The 20,180-nt window shown below is 40.3% G+C and carries 22 protein-coding genes; 2 read left to right on the forward strand and 20 right to left on the reverse strand.

Annotation, left to right across the window (positions count from 1 at the left end):
* Positions 1-28: 28 nt before the first annotated feature.
* From GJS40_RS10520 to GJS40_RS10580, 13 genes are all read right to left on the reverse strand, one after another.
* Positions 29-1,537 carry an aldehyde dehydrogenase family protein gene (locus GJS40_RS10520; RefSeq protein WP_270897814.1) on the reverse strand — a complete coding sequence of 503 codons (1,509 nt, stop codon included), beginning with the start codon at positions 1,535-1,537 and terminating at the stop codon, positions 29-31.
* A gap of 48 nt (positions 1,538-1,585) precedes the next feature.
* Entirely contained in the window at positions 1,586-2,338 is a 753-nt protein-coding gene (locus GJS40_RS10525; RefSeq protein ID WP_270897815.1) for a 3-hydroxyacyl-CoA dehydrogenase family protein, read from the reverse strand.
* The gene (locus GJS40_RS10530) at positions 2,325-3,191 is read right to left on the reverse strand and encodes a 3-hydroxyacyl-CoA dehydrogenase NAD-binding domain-containing protein (protein WP_270897816.1); all 867 of its coding nucleotides are present in this window, start codon (positions 3,189-3,191) and stop codon (positions 2,325-2,327) included. Before GJS40_RS10530 ends, GJS40_RS10525 begins: the two co-directional genes overlap by 14 nt.
* Positions 3,192-3,226: 35 nt before the next feature.
* The gene (locus tag GJS40_RS10535; protein WP_270897817.1) at positions 3,227-3,868 is read right to left on the reverse strand and encodes a Phenylacetic acid catabolic protein; all 642 of its coding nucleotides are present in this window, start codon (positions 3,866-3,868) and stop codon (positions 3,227-3,229) included.
* A 49-nt stretch (positions 3,869-3,917) separates the two neighbouring features.
* Positions 3,918-4,253: a metal-sulfur cluster assembly factor gene (locus tag GJS40_RS10540; protein ID WP_270897818.1), complete on the reverse strand. Its 336-nt coding sequence runs from the start codon at positions 4,251-4,253 to the stop codon at positions 3,918-3,920.
* A 311-nt stretch (positions 4,254-4,564) separates the two neighbouring features.
* Positions 4,565-5,539, reverse strand: coding sequence for an MBL fold metallo-hydrolase (locus tag GJS40_RS10545; protein ID WP_270897819.1), 975 nt, complete (start codon positions 5,537-5,539; stop codon positions 4,565-4,567).
* A gap of 9 nt (positions 5,540-5,548) precedes the next feature.
* A complete protein-coding gene (locus tag GJS40_RS10550; RefSeq protein ID WP_270897820.1) occupies positions 5,549-6,319 on the reverse strand; it encodes an enoyl-CoA hydratase/isomerase family protein in 771 nt (256 codons plus the stop codon).
* A 19-nt stretch (positions 6,320-6,338) separates the two neighbouring features.
* Positions 6,339-7,313, reverse strand: coding sequence for an NAD(P)H-dependent flavin oxidoreductase (locus GJS40_RS10555; RefSeq protein ID WP_270897821.1), 975 nt, complete (start codon positions 7,311-7,313; stop codon positions 6,339-6,341).
* A gap of 77 nt (positions 7,314-7,390) precedes the next feature.
* Positions 7,391-8,269, reverse strand: a complete 879-nt coding sequence (locus tag GJS40_RS10560) for a PaaX family transcriptional regulator (protein WP_270897822.1) — start codon at positions 8,267-8,269, stop codon at positions 7,391-7,393.
* Positions 8,270-8,332: 63 nt separating this feature from the next.
* Positions 8,333-8,779 (reverse strand): acyl-CoA thioesterase, encoded by a 447-nt coding sequence (locus GJS40_RS10565; RefSeq protein WP_270897823.1) that lies wholly within the window; start codon positions 8,777-8,779, stop codon positions 8,333-8,335.
* Positions 8,780-8,790: 11 nt separating this feature from the next.
* Positions 8,791-9,552 carry a CoA-transferase subunit beta gene (locus GJS40_RS10570; protein WP_270897824.1) on the reverse strand — a complete coding sequence of 254 codons (762 nt, stop codon included), beginning with the start codon at positions 9,550-9,552 and terminating at the stop codon, positions 8,791-8,793.
* Between the two features lie 12 nt (positions 9,553-9,564).
* A complete protein-coding gene (locus GJS40_RS10575) occupies positions 9,565-10,479 on the reverse strand; it encodes a CoA transferase subunit A (RefSeq protein WP_270897825.1) in 915 nt (304 codons plus the stop codon).
* Between the two features lie 89 nt (positions 10,480-10,568).
* Positions 10,569-11,363 (reverse strand): enoyl-CoA hydratase/isomerase family protein, encoded by a 795-nt coding sequence (locus tag GJS40_RS10580; protein ID WP_270897826.1) that lies wholly within the window; start codon positions 11,361-11,363, stop codon positions 10,569-10,571.
* Between the two features lie 364 nt (positions 11,364-11,727).
* Between GJS40_RS10580 and GJS40_RS10585 the strand changes: the two genes are divergently transcribed.
* Entirely contained in the window at positions 11,728-12,729 is a 1,002-nt protein-coding gene (locus GJS40_RS10585; protein ID WP_270897827.1) for an NAD(P)/FAD-dependent oxidoreductase, read from the forward strand.
* 32 nt (positions 12,730-12,761) lie between these two features.
* Positions 12,762-13,007, forward strand: a complete 246-nt coding sequence (locus tag GJS40_RS10590) for a ferredoxin (protein WP_270897828.1) — start codon at positions 12,762-12,764, stop codon at positions 13,005-13,007.
* Positions 13,008-13,086: 79 nt separating this feature from the next.
* Here GJS40_RS10590 and GJS40_RS10595 read toward each other — a convergent pair whose 3' ends face one another.
* The 7 genes from GJS40_RS10595 to groES form a co-directional block, all read right to left on the reverse strand.
* Positions 13,087-13,779, reverse strand: coding sequence for an ABC transporter ATP-binding protein (locus GJS40_RS10595; RefSeq protein WP_270897829.1), 693 nt, complete (start codon positions 13,777-13,779; stop codon positions 13,087-13,089).
* A 2-nt stretch (positions 13,780-13,781) separates the two neighbouring features.
* Entirely contained in the window at positions 13,782-14,546 is a 765-nt protein-coding gene (locus GJS40_RS10600) for an ABC transporter ATP-binding protein (protein WP_270897830.1), read from the reverse strand.
* An 11-nt stretch (positions 14,547-14,557) separates the two neighbouring features.
* Positions 14,558-15,535, reverse strand: coding sequence for a branched-chain amino acid ABC transporter permease (locus GJS40_RS10605; protein WP_270897831.1), 978 nt, complete (start codon positions 15,533-15,535; stop codon positions 14,558-14,560).
* Positions 15,532-16,404: a branched-chain amino acid ABC transporter permease gene (locus tag GJS40_RS10610; RefSeq protein ID WP_270897854.1), complete on the reverse strand. Its 873-nt coding sequence runs from the start codon at positions 16,402-16,404 to the stop codon at positions 15,532-15,534. Before GJS40_RS10610 ends, GJS40_RS10605 begins: the two co-directional genes overlap by 4 nt.
* 44 nt (positions 16,405-16,448) lie before the next feature.
* Positions 16,449-17,699: an ABC transporter substrate-binding protein gene (locus GJS40_RS10615; RefSeq protein WP_270897832.1), complete on the reverse strand. Its 1,251-nt coding sequence runs from the start codon at positions 17,697-17,699 to the stop codon at positions 16,449-16,451.
* A gap of 337 nt (positions 17,700-18,036) precedes the next feature.
* Positions 18,037-19,677 carry a chaperonin GroEL gene (gene groL, locus GJS40_RS10620; protein ID WP_270897833.1) on the reverse strand — a complete coding sequence of 547 codons (1,641 nt, stop codon included), beginning with the start codon at positions 19,675-19,677 and terminating at the stop codon, positions 18,037-18,039.
* A gap of 61 nt (positions 19,678-19,738) precedes the next feature.
* Positions 19,739-20,023: a co-chaperone GroES gene (gene groES / locus GJS40_RS10625; RefSeq protein WP_270897834.1), complete on the reverse strand. Its 285-nt coding sequence runs from the start codon at positions 20,021-20,023 to the stop codon at positions 19,739-19,741.
* Between the last annotated feature and the right edge of the window lie 157 nt (positions 20,024-20,180).

The following is a 20,180-nucleotide window of genomic DNA, read 5'->3' on the forward strand; positions in this document are numbered from 1 at the left end:
TATTTTTTCTAAAATAAAGCATCATTTCCTATTTAACTCCCAAAATATTTAAATGCTTTTCTCCTACATAGGAGACGACACTCTTCGTTTCCGAATATAAATCAAGTGTTTCTACACTCAGTTCACGCCCGAAACCAGATTGTTTATATCCACCAAACGGAGTACCCGGAAATGCCGAAATCGGATTGTTTACCATGACAATTCCAGCTCTTAAGCCTGACGCTAATCGGTGTGCTTTCCCGTGATCTTTTGTCCACACGGCAGAGCCTAGACCAAAAATCGTATCATTTGCTCGTTCTAACACCTCCTTTTCGTCATGAAATTTCATCACCACCACGACAGGACCGAATATTTCTTCTTGCGCAACTTTCATATCATTCGTCACATTTCCAATAATAGTAGGCATGTACCAATAACCGTTTTCAAATTCCGGTCCATCGGGACGCTTTCCACCGTATAGAACCTCTCCCCCTTCTTCTTTTGCAAGTTTTACATAACTGTCTACTGTTTCTTCATGACTTTTAGAAATTAATGCTCCCATATGTGTTTCTTTATTAAATGGGTTTCCGACTTTGACTCGTTTCGTTTTCTCAATAAATCGCTCCATAAATTCGTCATAGATATTTTCATGAACAAAGATGCGTGATCGGGCTTCACAAGATTGGCCGGAATTATAGAATATTCCGAATAAAGAACCGTCCACTGCCGCTTCCAAGTCACAATCATCACAAATGATGCTTGGAGATTTACCGCCTAGCTCCAATGTTACGCGCTTTAAAGTGTCAGAAGCTCGCGCCATAATATCTTTTCCTGTCTCCGTCTCTCCAGTGAATGCCACTTTGTCCACTTCTGGGTGTTCAATTAAAAACGGACCAATTTCAGAACCACTGCCGGTAACCACATTTAATACTCCTGGAGGAACTCCGGCTTCTTGACAAATATCTGCAAGCATATAAGCGGTGATAGGTGTATAACTAGCTGGTTTCAATACAATGGTGCAACCTGCTGCTAATGCCGGAGCCACTTTCCATGCAGCCATCATGAGCGGATAGTTCCAAGGAATGATTTGTGCACAAACACCCACCGGTTCCTTTTGGGTGTAGTTAAAGAAACCATTTGGCATCGGGTTCGTTCTTCCACCGAATGTGCTAATGGCACCAGCATAAAATTCGAAGTCTTCAATTGCTTGTGTGATTTGTCCCTCGGCAGCAGCAACCGTTTTTCCACTGTTTAACACTTCCGCTTCGACTAATTCACGAAAGCGACTGCGCATCACATCAGCAATTTTATTTAACACTCTTGCCCGTCTTGCTGCTGTCATTCTTGGCCATTTTCCATGATCAAATGCTTGGCGAGCAGCTTTTACGGCGCGATCTGCATCTTCTTTCGATGCTTTTGCTACGTTTGCAAGCACTTCCCCAGTGGCAGGATTATGTGTCTCAAAATATTCCCCACTTGAATGCTCAACGTATTCCCCATTGATAAAAAGATTGTATTCTTTTTTTATGAGCTTTGATTGTGCTACACTTTCAGCCATTCATATCCTCCTTCAACTTTTTCATTGACGAAGCTGATGTTTTATTTACTACATTTTTGTAAATTCTTTATTTTTTCTCTTTTCAAAATAATAAAAATCTTTTTTAGTAGCGTGACCAATCCAATTTGCATAGACGAGTTTTTTTATAAGAGAAGCAGGGCGATATCTTTCCTCTCCTAAATGTTGATACAACCCTTGAAGTACAGCATAAACATTATCAATCCCAATTTCAGCTGCCCATTCTAATGGTCCGGCAGGATAATTTGTTCCTAACTTCATCGCTCGATCAATATCTCTTGCAGAAGCCGTTTGTTCCATCAGTGCATAAGCTGCTTCATTTACAATCATGGAAAGGATGCGAGGGTATACGAGTCCCGGTTCATCTTCGTCTACTTCGATTACTTCTTTCCCAATTTGCTTGAATTGTTCCGTCACGTACAAGAGATAACTTTCTTTTCCTTGTAAAGGGAGTACCGCTTCAATTCCCGGTGCATCTTTCACATTATCAAAAGCTGCAAATCCTATAACTCTTTCTGGATACATCAGCCATGAAGCAACTTCTGTCGCCGACCATCCAAGGGTTGTAGTTAAAATGGGAGTGTCCTTGGAAATGCTTTTTTCGATGTCGCCCAGTTGCATTTGCTTCGTTTCTTTATCTAAATTTTCCGTTTCAATCACAAAGTTTACCTTTTCCATGTTCTCCAGATGATGAACCACGTGATAATTGTTCAACTGCCAACATTCGGAAAGAGAGGAGGCGAGGCGGTTATTTCCCATAATCAGGATGTTAACTGGATTCATAACGATAAAACCCTCCTCCCGTTTTTCGCCCGAGGCGCTTTGCTTGCACCATTCTTTCCTGTTGATATTGGGGGCGGAAGCGACTTTCTCCATAAAAGCTGTTGTGAACCGTTTTTGTAGTTGCAAAATTGACGTCGATTCCGATCAAGTCTTGGAGTTCAAAAGGACCCATTTTGAATCCTCCGATTATTTTTAAAATTCTGTCAATCTTTTCTACACTTGCAATGTTATCCTTCTCAATGCGAAGGGCTTCATTGTAAAATGGTCGAGCGATGCGGTTCACGATAAACCCTGGTGTATCTTGACAAATAACAGCTGTTTTTCCTATTTGGGTTACAAACTGTTGCAGCAAATGAATCGTTTCTTTGGATGTATCCGTTCCTTTAATGATTTCAACAAGTGGCATGAGTGGTGCCGGGTTAAAGAAATGAAGTCCCGCTAGTCTAGAAGGTCGTTTCAACACACCGGCGATTTCTGTCACGGATAAAGAAGACGTGTTTGTCGCAAAGAGAGTGTCATCCGGACAATTTTCTTCTAATTCCTTAAATATCGACTGTTTCATTTCGATATTTTCGGGAACCGCTTCAATAATCACCCCAACTCTATATACCTGTCTGATATCCGTTGTTACTTGTAAGCGCCCTAACGCTTTATCTTTTTCCACTTCAGACATTTTTCCTTTTTCTACTAGTCTACTGAATCGCTTAATCAATGTCTCTTTTGCTTTTCTCGCTTGCTCTTCAGATAAGTCATACAGAACAGTAGGAATGCCGCCATGAATGAGGACTTGTGCAATACCTACCCCCATCGTTCCGGATCCGATTACTGCGCTCTTTGTGACTGTATTTAACATTACGACTGCACCCTTCGTTCATTGTCTCAGTTTGACTAACTAACACGTTGACCAGTACGAGTGACTGGCAATGTTGCTATCGTTTCTTTAAATAGTGAAGTAAGATTACTATCTTGAGAAATGACGCCCAATTGTTGTAATTCTTTATTATTTTCTACTTCATTCAACCATTTTTCAACCGGTTGCACTGCTCTTTCTAGATTTTCGACAAACTTTTTCGGAATGGATCCTTTATCATGAATCAACAAGTGACACCATTCTTTTGCATAAGTTAAATGATCTTCTAGTTCAATCATCATCTTTGAAAATTGCAGATTGAGTTCTTGTTGTTTGTTTTTCATTATTTCTCTCAAGACGGCTTGAATAGCAACGTTATTTACATACAAACCGACAATTAATTCTATCCAATTAGTAGCTTCTTTCATTTGTGGAAAAACTTTTTCCGGTTGCTTCACTGCTTTCACTTTTTTAGTTTGCAATCCTTGCATGTCATTTGACCAGCGATATAAAAGTCTCGCGTGACTTAGTTCCCCTTGGGACAAAGAGATAGAAGAAAGGGTTGCTTCTATCGTAGGACCGCTCACCCCGACTTCTACTAACCGATTTCCCATCACGTATTTATTATCCGCCATCGTCTCTGCTAATTGAACGAGAGCATTTTTATTTTTATGAGCCATCTAAACTGCTCCTTTCCTAATCAAATAACCCATCGGGAAACCGTGTGAATCAGGAACTAACTCCCCAATATTTCATTTTGTTTTTTCCTTCTTCTGTCATATCATTGATCGTCCAGGCTGGATCCCAAGTGACCTTAATTTCTACACTTTCAATTTCCTCTGCTTGAAGCAACCTTTCTCTCACATCATTTTCAATCCAGTCCATGCAACCGCATCCTGTGGAAGTGAACGTCATTGTCACCGTCAATGAATTATTACGTTTTTCAATCCCCCGTATTAGACCCATATCAACAACACTGATTGGAAATTCTGGATCCGCTACTTCTTTTAGCATGTTCCAATATTTTTCTGTGCCTTCTATTACTTTTTCCTTATAACTCATCATTTTAAGAAGCCTCCCCTTGACGAATATTTCTAATCCCCTTGTATTCGTTTCCAAAACCCTTCTTGATTTCCGTACAACCGAATGAATCCAATGTGTAAAATAATAAAAAGTAGACTTTGTGACATTCACTATTTGAAAACGATTGCACTTCCTTGGACAATGTGGTTACTTTGCATTTTTGACTTTATCCACCACCTTATCAATACGTTTTTTTATTTTTCGTATTTATTTAATAATATAAATCATCCAAATATTTGTGTCAATAGTTTTTGTTATGTTTTTTATACGGACGTAATTTTTACGGTTGTGATTTAAATTTTTTCTACCATTTTCAGCTCATAATAATAATTACCATTTGATCCTTTTCGCTTCTCCGCTTGTCCTTCTTCCTCCAAATAGTAAAGGTGCGCCAACGTTTCAGCAATAGCAAAGCGCCACTGATGTGCATTTAATTGGCGGTGGCGAAAAAGATGAGCGGCAATTTGATATGCAGTGCTTCCATCAGCCATATTTTTAATATCCGTCAATCTTTTTTCATGATGAACGATAAGCTCATCAATTCGTTTCTTCACATCATTGACAAGTTCCCCGTGTGACGTCAAAGCCGCTTTTACCGGGATTTTTCTGATTTTATGAAGGGAAGAGATATAATCATGTAATGGTCGCTCACTCATACGGGGCCATACACTAATATTTGGTGTGATTGGATCTAAAATGAGATCAGAAGACAATAACCACTTTTCTTTCGGATCATAAAAAGTAATGAACCCGTCACTATGCCCTGGAGTATGATAAATCTCCCACTCTCTTTGAGCAAATACCGCTCGAGACGGCAATGAAGAGACATAAGGTAGGGGAGCCACTTGTAACCGATTCATCTGCGTTTCTATCTTTTCTCCCAACGCAACAGGAGTCCCGTGGCGAATGACCATTTGTTTGATTAAATTGGCTTGGTTTCCATCTTCTCCCCAAACGTGTAACATCGCTTGATAATCGAACGGATGCATGTAAACAATTGCCCCTGTTTTTTGTTGTAACCAACCAGCAAGGCCGCTATGATCCGGATGAAAATGTGTCACGTAGATTTCTTTTATTTCCCGCGGATGCATGCGAAGCTTTTTAAATACTGACTCCCAAGCCGCGCGCGCGTTTTCATCGTTTATGCCAGTATCAATAAGCACGTATCCGTCATCTTGAGGAAATAAGTAACAATAGACATATTTCATCGGAAAAGGTATCGGAATACCAATACGGTAGCCAAGCCCCTCAATTTCTTTAATATCCATCATTGCCTCCTAACTGTGAACCCACTCCGGTTCACGTTTTTCCATAAAAGAATCCAGCCCTTCTTTGGCATCCTCGGTTGTCATGAGTTCCCACAAATATATTTGTTCTACTTCGCTAAGTGTGCTGGAAATCGAAGTAGCCATGGAACGACGAACCGCCTTTTTTGTCAAACGTAAAGCTGGACGGCTTTTTGCTTTTAAATTGTCAAGAAAATTGTTCAACTCTTCTTTCATTTCTTCCGGTTTTACAACTTTATTTATTAATCCGATTTCTTGTGCTTCTTCCGCCGTTATATTTTTTCCGGTTAGTAACATTTCCATTGTTTTGTTATATCCCATTAACCATGGGAAATACGCTGCAGATAAAGGGGGAAATAACCCTAAATTAATCTCCGGTTGACCTAGTTTGGCATTTTCCGATACGAAGGTAATGTCACAAAATGTGGCCAACTCACAACCTCCCCCAATAGCCGCGCCTTCTACAACACCGATTGTTGGACAACTAATTTTAGCTAAAAGATGAAATATTTTATGAAAAGCATGGATCATCGGCTCTGCAAGTTCTCCTACATGATCTTCAACTGCTACTCCTGCGGAAAACACCTTTCCTTCTGCCTGTATGACGAAAGCATTCAAATTGTCTTCCATTTGTAAAACGGACTCTAAAGCTTGTCCTATTTCTTTCATCATTTGAATATTCAAAATATTCATCGGCTCACGGTGTAATGTTAACCAAGCAACGTGATCTTCTACGTGTAAAGTAATGTAATCATCATTCATTTCCCACTTACCTCCTTCATTACAAGATGGATACCGTATTCATTTTCTGTTTGACCTCTTCATACGCCTTATGAAAGTCTTCCATGTATTTACGTATCACTTGATCTACTGATGCGATTTCCGTAATGAAATGAATTCCTTGTCCCGAATGAACCCAGCCATCATCCATCTTTCCATCGATAGCTGCAATTCGATTGCGTTGTCCATTAATATAGTTGAAAAGTTCTATGTCTGATGCATTTCTTTTTTCTGCTGTTTGAATTTTTTTGACGAAATCATTGAGAAGTACGCGGTTTACACCTCCGATACTTCTTTCAATAATCGTCGTATCCTCATCACTCGCTTCCACGAGGGCACGTTTGTAAAAAGGGTGGGCAGGACTTTCTTTCGTCGCGATAAACCTCGTGCCTACTTGTATCCCTTCTGCACCTAAAGAAAATGCACCAAACATCGCTTTCCCGTTTGTTATTCCTCCTGCAGCAATGACCGGAAGGGATGTATTCGCTGTAATCGCCGGTAAAAGAGAAAAAAGAGTTAACTCTTGTGGACTGTTTCTTCCACCGGCTTCCACCCCTTCACAAACAATCATATCAGCGCCTCCCTCTTCTGCATGAATCGCATGCTTTACTGAAGCGACGACAACCATGACTGTTAAACCGAGATTCTTCAAAAAAGGGATATGTGGTCTAGGATCTCCTGAAGAAAGACTAATGGCTGATATATGATCTTTCATTTCCTCAATGATGGGAAAATAACGTTCATAATCAAAAAATTTTCCTAACGGTACATTTACGCTAAGAGGCCCAGAAGTCAGAGTGGAAGCAATTTGAAGTTGTTCCCGGAAGCGTTCAGGTGAAAAACCTGATACTGCAACTTGTCCTAAACCACCAGCATTTGTAACAGCTGCAGCCAGTCGTCCGTCTCCAACGTGGGCCATTCCTCCTTCAATAATTGGGTAACGAATACCTAACTGTTCTGTCACTCTTTTTTTCATCTGTATACTTATCCACCTCAACAGTAATAAAAAATGGTTCATGGAATATGTGAGCGAGCGCTCGTATTACTAATATGTCAAACTTGTACTTTGTCAAATGGGTTAATTGCTTTATCTCTATCTATCTCAACTTCTCGATCTGGCGCTGGTTCAAAAATAGATTCAAAAAAGCGAACCGATGGAATAGTGATTAATTGATGAATTTTCCAAAACAATTCTCTCGCTTCTGTTCCTTTCCAATGATCCGGCAACAATTCAGCAGGAAAACCAGGATCTTTAAATAAAAACTTGCGATATTCATGAACAAGTTGGGTTCTTTCAATAAAACTTTCTTGATCTGTCAATGTATTATTTAGCGCCTTGTTTTGTAGCTCTTCAAATTTATCGGAATACTGTTCAATAAATTTTTCATATTCTCGTGATATTTCATCTAAATTCCAGCCTTTATTGACAATCCAATCATTCGAATGAGAAAGAACCGTAGATGAGCTAAACAGCATCATGTAGTCATGAAGTTCATATCTTTCCATCATCTCAAGCACTTGACTTTCAAGCGGATTAGGGCTGACCCACGTACTGTTTGAAATCGCCCCAAAACCTATCCACATCAATTCTTTTCTAATTTCATTTCGTAAATCTCTTTTTTCTTCAGGAAAGGAATAAGTTAAAATTCGCCAAGTGTTGTCCCACTCAAAAGGACGCTCCCCATACACTCTATTCACCCCATCTTCTGTCTGACTTTGACCTTGTGGGGTAAAGGAATAATAACTTCTATTACCGATTTTGCGAACTTTCATTAAATCTTTTTGAACCATTCTTAAAAGAGCACCTCTCACAGAGGACTCTGATACTCCAAATTGTTTCATTAACTGAATCAGACTTCCTACCCAAATTTCTCCACCATAGTATTGAACATACTCCCCATATAGTGTAAATAGCAATGCTCTAGGTTTCATCGTCAGTCACCGTCCGTTATTTCGTTTCTAAGTTATACTATCATTATAGAGGAATATGCCATACTATGCATTAAATAACGGTTGCGTTATATCGGATTTCGTATGAACGTCATGATTTAATATACTTCTTACTTTTTCAGGAATAGGAACCGCTTTTATTCCTTGTTTTTCTTTTTTTACCCATCCTCTTAATTCATATCCAAAACCGGTCCGTTCCTCGCCGCGCCACACTTCATGATTTAATTTTATCGTTTTATTGTTTATTTCATTGACACGAGTCCGTACAGTAATCACGTCTTCATAATATAATGGTTTTACAAATGTACAACGAACGTCTAAAATAGGTAGAATAATCTCTTCTTGTTCTAATCTTGATGGAGAAAGATCACAGCTCCGAAAAAAGTGATGCCCTGCAATGTCAAACCACTTCATGTAGTTGGGGTAGTACACGATCCCTGCCATGTCCGTGTCTCCCCAGTTCACAAGAAATTTTATCTCATTTGTCCTCATATCCTTCCCCCTTATTGCCCTGTCCAAAATCCATTCGGATCAATAGAACGGATAACTTCTAGTTCTTCAGGCTTCGGTGGTGGTGTCTCTTCAAAATTAATAGCTGTTTTCACATCCCAACCTGTATTATCTTTTATTTCTTCCAAGGTCACTCCGGGATGAATACTTACTAGCTCTAATTCATTGTTTTTTCCAGGTCGCATCACCCCTAGAGTAGAGATTAAAGCACCAATTCCTCCCCGTGGAAGTCCTTGGTCTTTTCGCCATTCTCCACCTTCCCCTGCACCAGGAGACGTAATATAGTCCACTTTTTCTTTAAATCTTCTTTTCTCGTGGTTCATAATGACGAGAAGACGTTTGGATAAAGAAGCGATATCAGCTGCCCCGCCGCTTCCTGGCAACTTAACGTTCGGCTGTTCATAATTTCCAATATATGACGTATTGATGTTTCCAAATTTGTCAACTTCTGCCCCGCCAATAAAACCGCAATCGACATGACCACTCTGCATCAAGTACATCAAATGGTTTGTCGAAGTACACCATTGTGCCCCTTCCACATTGGGAGTATCTCCCATTGTATAGAGCAATTCGTTTGATGGGAAGTCTCTCACCACACCACATTCATAAAAGCCAACTGCTTCTGGTGCGTGAGTTTTTTTCGCAACGGCAAACGCAAGCATCGGAAGGCGCATTCCAACAAAGACTACTTCTTTGTCTTGAATTTCCCTAGCTGCTGCTACGACCATAAGTTCACCCGTTGTATAATCCACCATTTTTCCTCCTCTCTATTCCGCTGCGTAATTTACAGGTGCTGCGAAACGTTCATTTTTTATTTTCAAAGCTGCTATACGATCGTTCCCTACTTTTTCAAGATATTGTTCGTGGCTCTTTACTCCTGTCACATACTTGTCGAGCCAGCTTAAAAAGCCTTCGCGCGTTTTTGTTTCTTTGTGGTATGAATGGAAAAAGTCATGGTCCCGTTGATAATATCCTTGCACAGGTGACGGGTGGGCAAATGCAGGACAATGCACGACCGCTGTCGTTTTAAATCCTGGGAAAAGCACTCGATTCGGATCACTTTCGATTACCTCACCATCCACAATTTCTTCCGCGAGTAAAATGACTTTTTTACTTGCCATTGCTGCATCTTGAGCGACCCCAATATTTCCCCACAGGTGCGCATTCCCTTGTTTATCCGCCCGCTGAACACCGAGCACTGTTACGTCTGGACGAAGTGCCGGTATATAGACAAGCTTTTCTCCCTCGTATTCTTCTGTTTTCATCGTCTTATTACTATTTAAAATGTCTGTTCCTAATAAAGAACGCGAAGGAAGAAAGGGTACTCCCATCGCTCCTGCTAACAGGGCAAGCCCGATGGAAAAGTTACTATGGTCTTCCACTTCAATTCGAAAGGGAATTTCTTGTTCTACCGAACGCCGGTAGTTATGACCAAGCCCTGCACTGACGTTGCCGGCCCACGCTGCCGTTAACTTTCTCACAGAGCCAGCACCAATTAACATGTCGATTAAAATATCAGAAATAGGCGCAATTAATTCCAAATCTTTCTTTTCTTGCCTGACGAGTTCATGAGCGGCAGCAAAAGGGATCATCGGCTCCAAACAAGCTCCCATGACTACGGAGTCGCCCGATTGAATATGTTCGTTTATTGCTTGTTCTAATGATTGTGTTTTATCTTCCATAGCTACACCCCTCTCTACACTTAGGAAATGTTACTTTGAAAAGAATGACGCTACCGGACATACCGATACCGCCATTCTGTTTCTGTTTTTTACTGTCCAGTCCATTGAGGCTCTCTTTTTTCAAGGAATGCGCTGAGACCTTCTTGAGCATCGTTTGAGCGGAACAGTAAGTTTTGTAGTTCCCCTTCATAGCGAATCGCTACGTTCAGCGGTATTTCTTTTCCGTTCATAATAGACAGTTTAATGTTGGAAGCGGCATACGTTGCGCTATTCACAATATTTCTTGCGTATTCTAACGTCTTCTCACGCACTTCTTCTTGTGGAAATACGCGGTCTACTAAATGAATCTCAAGCGCTTCTTGTGGTGTGAGCGTCTCCCCAGTAATATTTAAATCCAACGCTTTCGAATGCCCTACTTGACGAAGGAGACGCTGGGTTCCACCAGTACCCGCCAATACACCGAGGCTAATTTCCGGAAGACCAATTTTTCCAGCTTTGTCTCCCATGAAGCGAAGGTCACAACCGAGCGCCATTTCGAGGCCGCCACCGACTGTGTGTCCTTCTAAACACGCAATCCAAATTTGTGGAGAACGCGCCATTTTATCTAACGTTTCATTACAGAATAAGCAAAACTGGGTTTTAAAACGCGGATCCGAAGATTTCAAAAAGTTCACGTCTGCCCCTGCGGAGAAAAACTTCGGCATATCACTCATTAAAATCGCTACCTTGATATCACTGTCAAAACGGATATCATCAATCGCGTCATTTAATTCTTTATAAAACGCTAAATCATAGGAATTCGACTTATTGACGTGAATATGCACCTCCGCAATTCCGTCTTGCTTTTTCAACGTTAAATTTTTCTTTTCAACTGCTGTCGACATAAAAACGACCTCCTTCAAGTGTTTACCTACTTTTAATTATGTTATTTTAACTTTCGCAACTAATTCATAATATAAATGGGATATGGGAATAATACAAATATTCAAATAGATTGTTTTTACAAGATAAGTTCATGATTTTGACAAAATACTCACTCATTCTCTTAATATATCCCTTTTTCATTTTTGAAATTTTTTTAAACCTTTTCTCGTTTCCCTTCACAAATATAGCATTTTCAACAACCATAAGAGGCTTCTAAAATTGTTTCAACATTTTATTATTTTCTTATTGACAGGAGGAAAGTTTCCATGTATTATCTTTAAATAACGATAGATAAAAAAACATATTAAAAAAGGGGGTTGTTTCATGCCCGCATCTCATGAAGATGTGTATGATATCACCATTATTGGTGGGGGGCCTACCGGCTTGTTTACTGCTTTTTATGCAGGCCTGCGAGAAATGAAAGTTAAAATCATTGACGCCCTTCCCGAATTAGGAGGGCAGTTATCTGCACTATATCCAGAAAAATATATTTATGATGTGGCAGGTTTTCCAAAGGTGAAAGCTCAAGACCTCGTAGACCAACTAATCGAACAAGCAAATTATTTTAACCCGACAATTTGTCTTAATGAAATGGTGGAAACCCTGATCCGTACCAATGATGACATGATTAAAATGACGACAAATAAAGGCAGTCATCTTTCCAAAACAGTCATACTCACTTCCGGAAACGGTGCTTTTAGCCCGCGGAAATTAAAACTAGATAACATCGAACAATATGAAGGGAAAAATTTGCACTATTTTATTCAGGACATGGAACATTTCCGTCAAAAAAATGTGCTTATTTTTGGCGGAGGTGATTCAGCGGTAGACTGGTCTCTTATGCTAGAACCTATTGCAAATAAAGTGACGTTAGTTCATCGCCGAGATAAGTTTCGCGCTCACGAACATAGCGTCAAACAGCTTTTTGAAAGTACAGTGGATGTAAAAACTCCTTTTGTACCCGCAAGTTTTACCGGGGATGAAGATGGCATTCAAGAATTTGTGCTTCAACATAGTAAAAATGAAGCACACAAAGAATTCATTCATGTCGATGAAGTGATTGTGAACTACGGATTTATTTCTTCCTTAGGACCGATGCTTCATTGGGATTTAGAAATTGATAAAAATTCCATTGTCGTGAACTCAAAAATGGAGACGAACATCCCTGGAGTGTATGCCGCTGGTGATATTTGCATGTATGACGGAAAAGTAAAATTAATCGCTACCGGTTTTGGAGAAGCTCCAATTGCTGTGAATCATGCCAAATCATTCATTGACCCGAAAGCGAAAGTACAACCTCTTCACAGTACGAGCATCTTTTCTTAATGTTTTATCATAATAAAAAGGAGGACGATGAAATGGGAAAATATGCGATGGTTGATAAGGACACTTGTATCGCATGTGGAGCTTGCGCAGATACGGCTCCGGACATTTTTGAATATGATGATGAAGGGCTTTCTCAAGTCTTGTTAGACGATAATCAAGGAATCGCTGAAATATCCGATGATTTAGAAGATGATTTATTAGATGCTGAAGAAGGATGTCCAACAGAATCTATTAAAGTATCGGATCAACCTTTTAAAACCGCAGTAGAAACTTACTAACACGATGAAATAGGTCGCCTGGAGGATGATTGTTCCAGAGCGACCTATTTTTCTGAAAATATTTATTTTTCATGTACTTTTACGAACTTAACGCCAAGTGACGTTTTTGTATATCTTCATCAAACAAATCAGAAGCCCCTTCAAAGACGACTTGCCCTTTGTTTAAAATATAGACGTAATCAGCGATTTCCTTAGCCATTGCTAAATTTTGCTCCACCAACAGCATGGTAAGCCCTGCTTGTTTCAACTGTTTAATAATGGTGCTTACTTCATTTACCATTAAAGGAGATAGTCCTTCGGAAGGCTCATCTAATAACAAAAGTTTTGGGTTCGTCATTAACGCCCGACCAATCGAGAGCATTTGTTGTTCTCCTCCACTTAAATTTCCACCCATTGAATGTTGTCTTTCTCTCAGACGAGGAAATAAGTGAAATATTTTTTCTATGTTCCATCCTCCTTCAGCTGATCGATAAGTAGTCATTAAATTTTCATAAACCGTAAGATCGGGAAAAATTCTTCTTCCTTGAGGAACCAATCCGACTCCTTCCTTTGAAATTTGGTAGCTCTTAGCAGAAATAATCTCTTTTCCATCCACTCGAATGGAACCTTCTCTTCGAGGAACCATCCCCATAATAGAATGAATGGTCGTCGTCTTTCCCATGCCGTTTCTCCCAAGCAATGCACATACAGTTCCTTCTTCTACTTCAAGGGATAGATGATGTAAAATATGACTTTCCCCGTAATATGCATGAAGCTTGTTAATTTGAAGCATGTTTAACTAACCCCCTTTTTCCCCATATAAATGTCATTTACTCTTGCATCATGACGAATCGTTTCCGGTGTATCGTCGTTCATAATATATCCTTCATGAAGCACAAGTATCCTCTCAGCTAAGCCAAATATGACATCTAAGTCATGCTCCACAATCATGATTGTCAAATCTTTCGGTAAATCATCCAGGAGACGTACGATTTCATCCGTTTCAGTTTGAGACATCCCCGCTGTCGGTTCATCAAGCAAAAGTATCTCTGGATCTGTTGCGATTCCTAGCATAATTTCAATTTGACGCTGTTCCCCGTAAGAAAGATTTTTAACTATTTTATTTGACACTGGATACAAGCCCCAAGTCTCTAACAACTCTTCCGCTTCTTCATAGAGAGCTTCATAATTTTTCTCATTGCGCACGCGAAACCACGTATTTTTTAAGCCATGTTTTCGTTGTAAGACGAGCAATAAATTATCTAAAACCGTTAGATTGTCTAATAAATTGTTTTTTTGAAACGTTCTTACAATCCCACGACGAGTTCTTTGATAATTCGGCTCGTCTGTCACATCTTTTCCTTGATAGGTAATCGTTCCTTGGGAGGGAGTTAAGTCACCAGTAAGTAAGTTGAAGAACGTTGTTTTTCCAGCGCCATTCGGGCCGATAATACCGATTCTTTCTCCTGGTTGAACTTGAAAGGAAATATCCTTTAATATTTCCAACCCTCCAAATCGTTTATTAATGTGATTTACTTCTAATATCGACCGTGTGCTCACATCACTACCTCCTAAGACACTTTTTCCCTGTCAACTTTTTTCAGTTCCGGTTGAGGAATTTTTCCTTTTAACCATTTACGTGTACTTCTTTGCCACACGCCGTAAATCCCTTCAGGAAGGAAAATGACAAAGAAGATAAAAATCACACCGAGCAGTAGCATCCACATATCCGTATACGTTGCAATCACTGTTTCGAGAATAACGATCAACGCAGCCCCTAAAACCGGACCGATCATTGTCCCAGCACCACCGATTAACACCATAATTAACACCGTTCCTGACATTGTCCAGTATACGTTTGTTGGAGCGATAAACCCGTTAAAATAGGTAAATAACACCCCGGATAATCCCCCTAATGTCCCGGAAATAACAAAGGCGACATAGCGATAAATCTTGGTGTTATATCCCATCGATTTGAGACGCGTTTCATTCTCTTTAATTCCTACTAATACACGCCCAAATGGAGATTTCACGAAGATACTTATGCCAGCATATAAGAGAAGGAAAAGAATAGCAGTAACATAAAACACCCAAACGATGTTAGACAGTTCCAAGCCGAGCAATGAAGGGGTTGGTATCCCTGTCAAACCATTCGATCCACCTGTCCAAGTAGTGGACTGATAGATAAATGAATAAATCATTTGCGAAAAAGCGAGGGTTAACATTAAAAAATAAAACCCATTTACTTTCATACAAAATATTCCTACAACAAGAGCAAGCATGAACGATACGAGTACCCCGCCAAGCAAGGTAGTGATGATTTCAGCCGACACATGTTGGCCAATTAATCCGGCAGCGTAAGCCCCTGCACCAAAAAAGGCAGCATGACCTAAAGAGACGAGACCTGTGTAGCCGACAAGAATATTTAAACTGAGAGCAAATATCGCCAAAATGAGAATTTCCGTTAACAAAGAAATATGAAAAGAAGCTAAGAAAAACGGTGCTGCTCCAAATAAAAGGACCGCAATTCCAAATTTCAGATAAGTCATCCTTCCGTCACCTGCTTTCCGAGTAAACCGTGAGGACGCCATATGAGAATAACCGCCATTAAAGCAAAAATGATAAACATGCTTATCTCAGGGACGAGGTAGCGCCCAAAAGTCTCCAAAACTCCGACAATAATGGCAGCTGTAAATGTTCCGGTAATGGATCCTAAGCCACCGATAACGAGAACAACTAACGCAAGAATTAACGTTTGGAACTCCATATCCGGATAAAGTCCTAAAATAGGAGCAGCAATCACTCCACCAAATCCAGCGAGAAACCCTCCTAACACAAACACGACTGTGAAGACGAAACGAATATTCACTCCGAGAGCCCCAATCATTTCACTATCACTTAACCCTGCTCTAATAATCGCGCCCCATCTCGTCTTGTTTTGTATCCACCACAGACCGATAGCAAGGACTAGTCCCACTCCAATGACAATGAGACGATATAAAGGAAATGTTTGCCCTAAGATAGAAACAGAACCAGAAAAAAGGGACGGAACAGAAATAGATAACACATTCGCTCCCCATACTAATTTCGCTAAATCATGAAGAATATAAGCTAAACCAAAGGTTAATAATACCTGCGACAAATGACCTAGCTTGTAAGTAGTATGGAGCAGTGTGCGCTCAATGATGAGCGCAAGCACTGCTACAGTAAGAGGAGCAATGATCAATGCAACCCAAAAACTAAAGCCGAAAGAAACAGTAATGGAATAGGCGACATAAGCCCCCATCATGTACAGCGATCCGTGAGCAAGATTCAAAACTCCTAATATTCCGAATACTAACGCTAATCCACAAGTAATGACAAACAACAACATACCGTATGACAGCCCGTTAATGAATTGGGCAATAATCGTTTCTATGTTGTCCACCTCCAAATGATTAGATTATTTTGATGTTTGGTAAGTTATTCACCAGGGTCTTGCACGTTTTCAATCGTTTCAATCATGCTATTTTCCGTGCGTTCTCCGTCCATGATGGTTTCAAGAATGTACATATTTTGAATGACGTGATGCGTGTCAGTGTCAAAAGAAAACGGTCCCCGTGGACTATCAAATGTTACTTGCGACATCACTTCAATGACTTTATCTGGATCGGACACATCTCCATTTAATTCTTCAATCGTCTCCACTAAAATACGAGTAGCATCGTAACCTTCCAACGCTTCAATCGTTGGACGTCGATCATAAGCTTCTTCATATGCTTCTCTAAATGCAATATTTTCTTCATTTTCTAAGTTGTAGTCCCAGAAGCTAGCAGCATAAACTCCTTCCGCAGCTTCTCCGATGGATTCCCTTAAGTCTTCCGAAACGAGCCATCCTGAACCAAGCAGTTCAAAATTTTCATGAAGCCCGTATTCATGAAACTGTTGGACAAAACGTACCGCGTCGCTTCCTGCAAAAAAGGCGTAAACACCATCCGCATCAGCATCGGCAATTGTCGTTAAGTAAGAAGCGTAGTCGTTATTTTCAAGCGGTGGATACACTTCTCCTATAATTTCTCCCCCCGCTTCGGTATAAGCGTCTTTAAAAGAAGCGGATACTTCTCGCCCAAAGGCATAATCCGCGGCAGCGATAAACATTTTATCCCCAATATTCTCGTAAGCCCATTCTCCCATCGCATTTCCGACTTGCCAGGAAGAAAAAGAAGAGCGCCAAATGTAATCGCTTCTTTCTGATCGAGTTAAATCGTCACCACCTGCATGAGAAGTTAAGAAAGGAAGTTGATTGGCATCTAGTTCATCTCGAATCGCATAAGCTACCGCCGTGCTAACAACTCCCGTTAATATGTCAATGTTGTCTTGATCCATTAATTTTCTCAATCTTCGCAGCGAGTTTTGTGGATCTGCTTCCGAATCTTCTTCAATCAATTCAATCGTTTTTCCCCCCGCAGTCCAATCGACACTGTCTAAGTATAACTTCATTCCATCTGATAGATCATTTCCTAATGTCGCATACACCCCTGAAAACGGATGAAGAGCTCCTATTTTAATGGAATCTTCCGAGGATTCACTATTCACTTCCCCTGAAGACCCCTCTGTCACTTCTTCACCATTTGCTGTCGTTCCCTCCGTATCTTGCATGGCGCTATTTGTACAACCGGACAGAATAATCAGAATTGTTGCAAAAGAAAACACCCCAATTACAAACTTTCTCATTCTTTCCCCCCCATTTTCATCTTCGTTTTACATAAAAAAAGTAACCGCTTTCAACCGCCTCCAGTAAGAACCGACACCTCCCTCGTTCATATTACTTAATATAGTAAACCGAACGAAGAAAAAATACAACCCTTTTTTATCTTTCGTCTATAAAACATTATATAATTAGCAACATTTTTATGAGTTCACCTATTAATATCGTTATTAACGCATATTTAAATGTATGTTTTTTAAACTTTCGTTATAAATACTTAATTCAATGAAACTAAAAAAAGATCTTTCGTAAGTGCAGATACACTTACGAAAGATCTCGGAAATATTACAACTTGTAGGAGGATTACATCATTCCTGGCATTCCACCGCCGCCCATGTCCGGCATTCCTCCATTTGCACCACCGGAGCCTTCTTCTTCTGGTTCATCAGCGATCACTGCTTCGGTTGTGAGGAACATCGCAGACACAGAAGACGCGTGTTGTAATGCAGAACGAGTAACTTTTGTAGGGTCAACGATTCCTTCTTCAATCATGTTTACCCATTCACCGGTGAGGGCATTAAAGCCAATTCCTAGTTCTTCCCCTTTCATACGCTCAACGACAACGGATCCTTCCAGTCCAGCGTTATGTGCAATTTGACGGAGTGGTTCTTCAAGCGCACGGAGAACGATGTTGATTCCTGTTGCTTCGTCTCCTTCCGCATCAATTGCTTGTACTGCTTTGTATACATTCATAAGAGCAGTACCACCACCGGATACAATTCCTTCTTCTACTGCTGCACGAGTAGAGTTCAATGCGTCTTCGATACGTAGTTTACGCTCTTTCATTTCTGTTTCAGAAGCAGCTCCTACTTTTACAACTGCTACCCCGCCAGCAAGTTTTGCAAGGCGTTCTTGTAATTTCTCACGATCAAAGTCGGAAGTTGTTTCTTCAATTTGAGATCTGATTTGGCTAACACGCGCAGAAATATCTTCTGGATTTCCTGCACCTTCCACAATGGTTGTATCATCTTTATTAACAACTACTTTGCTTGCTCGTCCTAATTGTTCGATCGAAGCAGACTTCAAGTCGAGACCAAGGTCTTCCGTGATCACTTGACCTCCCGTAAGGATAGCGATGTCTTCAAGCATTGCTTTACGACGGTCACCAAAGCCAGGAGCTTTCACTGCTACCGCGTTAAATGTACCGCGAATTTTGTTTACAACGAGAGTCGCAAGGGCTTCTCCTTCCACATCCTCAGCGATAATAAGAATTGGTTTATTTTGTTGAACCACTTGTTCAAGGAGCGGAAGTACTTCTTGAATGTTAGAGATCTTTTTGTCCGTAATAAGAATATAAGGATCTTCAAGTTCCGCAACCATTTTTTCTGTATCTGTTGCCATGTAAGGAGATGCGTATCCACGATCAAACTGCATTCCTTCTACGACATCAAGCTCTGTTTCAAGACCACGAGATTCTTCTACCGTAATGACCCCATCATTTCCGACGCGGTCCATTGCTTCAGAAATAATTTTTCCAATTTCTTCGCTACCAGAGGAAACCGCAGCAACTTGTGCAATCGATTCACTGCTTTCGATTGGATTAGAAATTTTCTTCAATTCTTCCACAGCGACTTTTGTTGCTTTTTCCATTCCTTTTCGGATAATCATTGGGTTCGCACCGGAAGTTACGTTTTTCAACCCTTCCCGAATCATCGCTTGGGCAAGGACTGTCGCTGTTGTCGTTCCGTCCCCGGCAATATCGTTTGTTTTGCTTGCCACTTCTGCAACAAGTTGAGCACCCATATTTTCAAAGTTATCATTTAATTCAATTTCCTTAGCGATGGTGACACCATCATTAGTAATCAATGGAGAACCGAATTTCTTTTCAAGAACGACGTTGCGTCCTTTTGGTCCAAGTGTAACTTTTACTGCATTTGCTAGTGCATCTACCCCACGCAACATGGCATTACGGGCATCTTCACTAAATTTAATTTCTTTTGCCATTGTAATTTCGACCTCCTAATTAATTTTTATGTAGGGGTGTCCCCTTATTTTTCATTACTTCTTAACCAATGATTGCAAGCACGTCGCTTTCACGAAGAATTAAATAATCTTTTCCTTCGTACTTTATTTCTGTTCCTGCATATTTTGAAAAAATGACAGAATCTCCTTCTTTTACTTCTGGAGCAATGCGCTCACCGTTGTCAGTGACACGACCATCACCAACTGCCACTACTTTCCCTTCTTGTGGCTTTTCTTGTGCGCTGTCCGGAAGCACGATTCCGCTTTTTGTTTTTTCTTCTGATTCCACTTGCTCAATGACAAGTCGATCTCCAAGAGGCTTTAACAAGATAAACACCCTCCTTTAATATTTTCGGTAGCTATATTGTACCGATATGTTTCATGATTATTAGCACTCATAACTGCTGAGTGCTAACGCCAATTATTATAATAATCATTTCTTTTTCATTTTGCAAGCCTTAACATCATAATTTTTTATAGGAATA

Origin of the sequence: Aliibacillus thermotolerans, from assembly GCF_027853235.1 — a bacterium.
GTDB lineage: Bacteria > Bacillota > Bacilli > Bacillales > Marinococcaceae > Aliibacillus > Aliibacillus thermotolerans.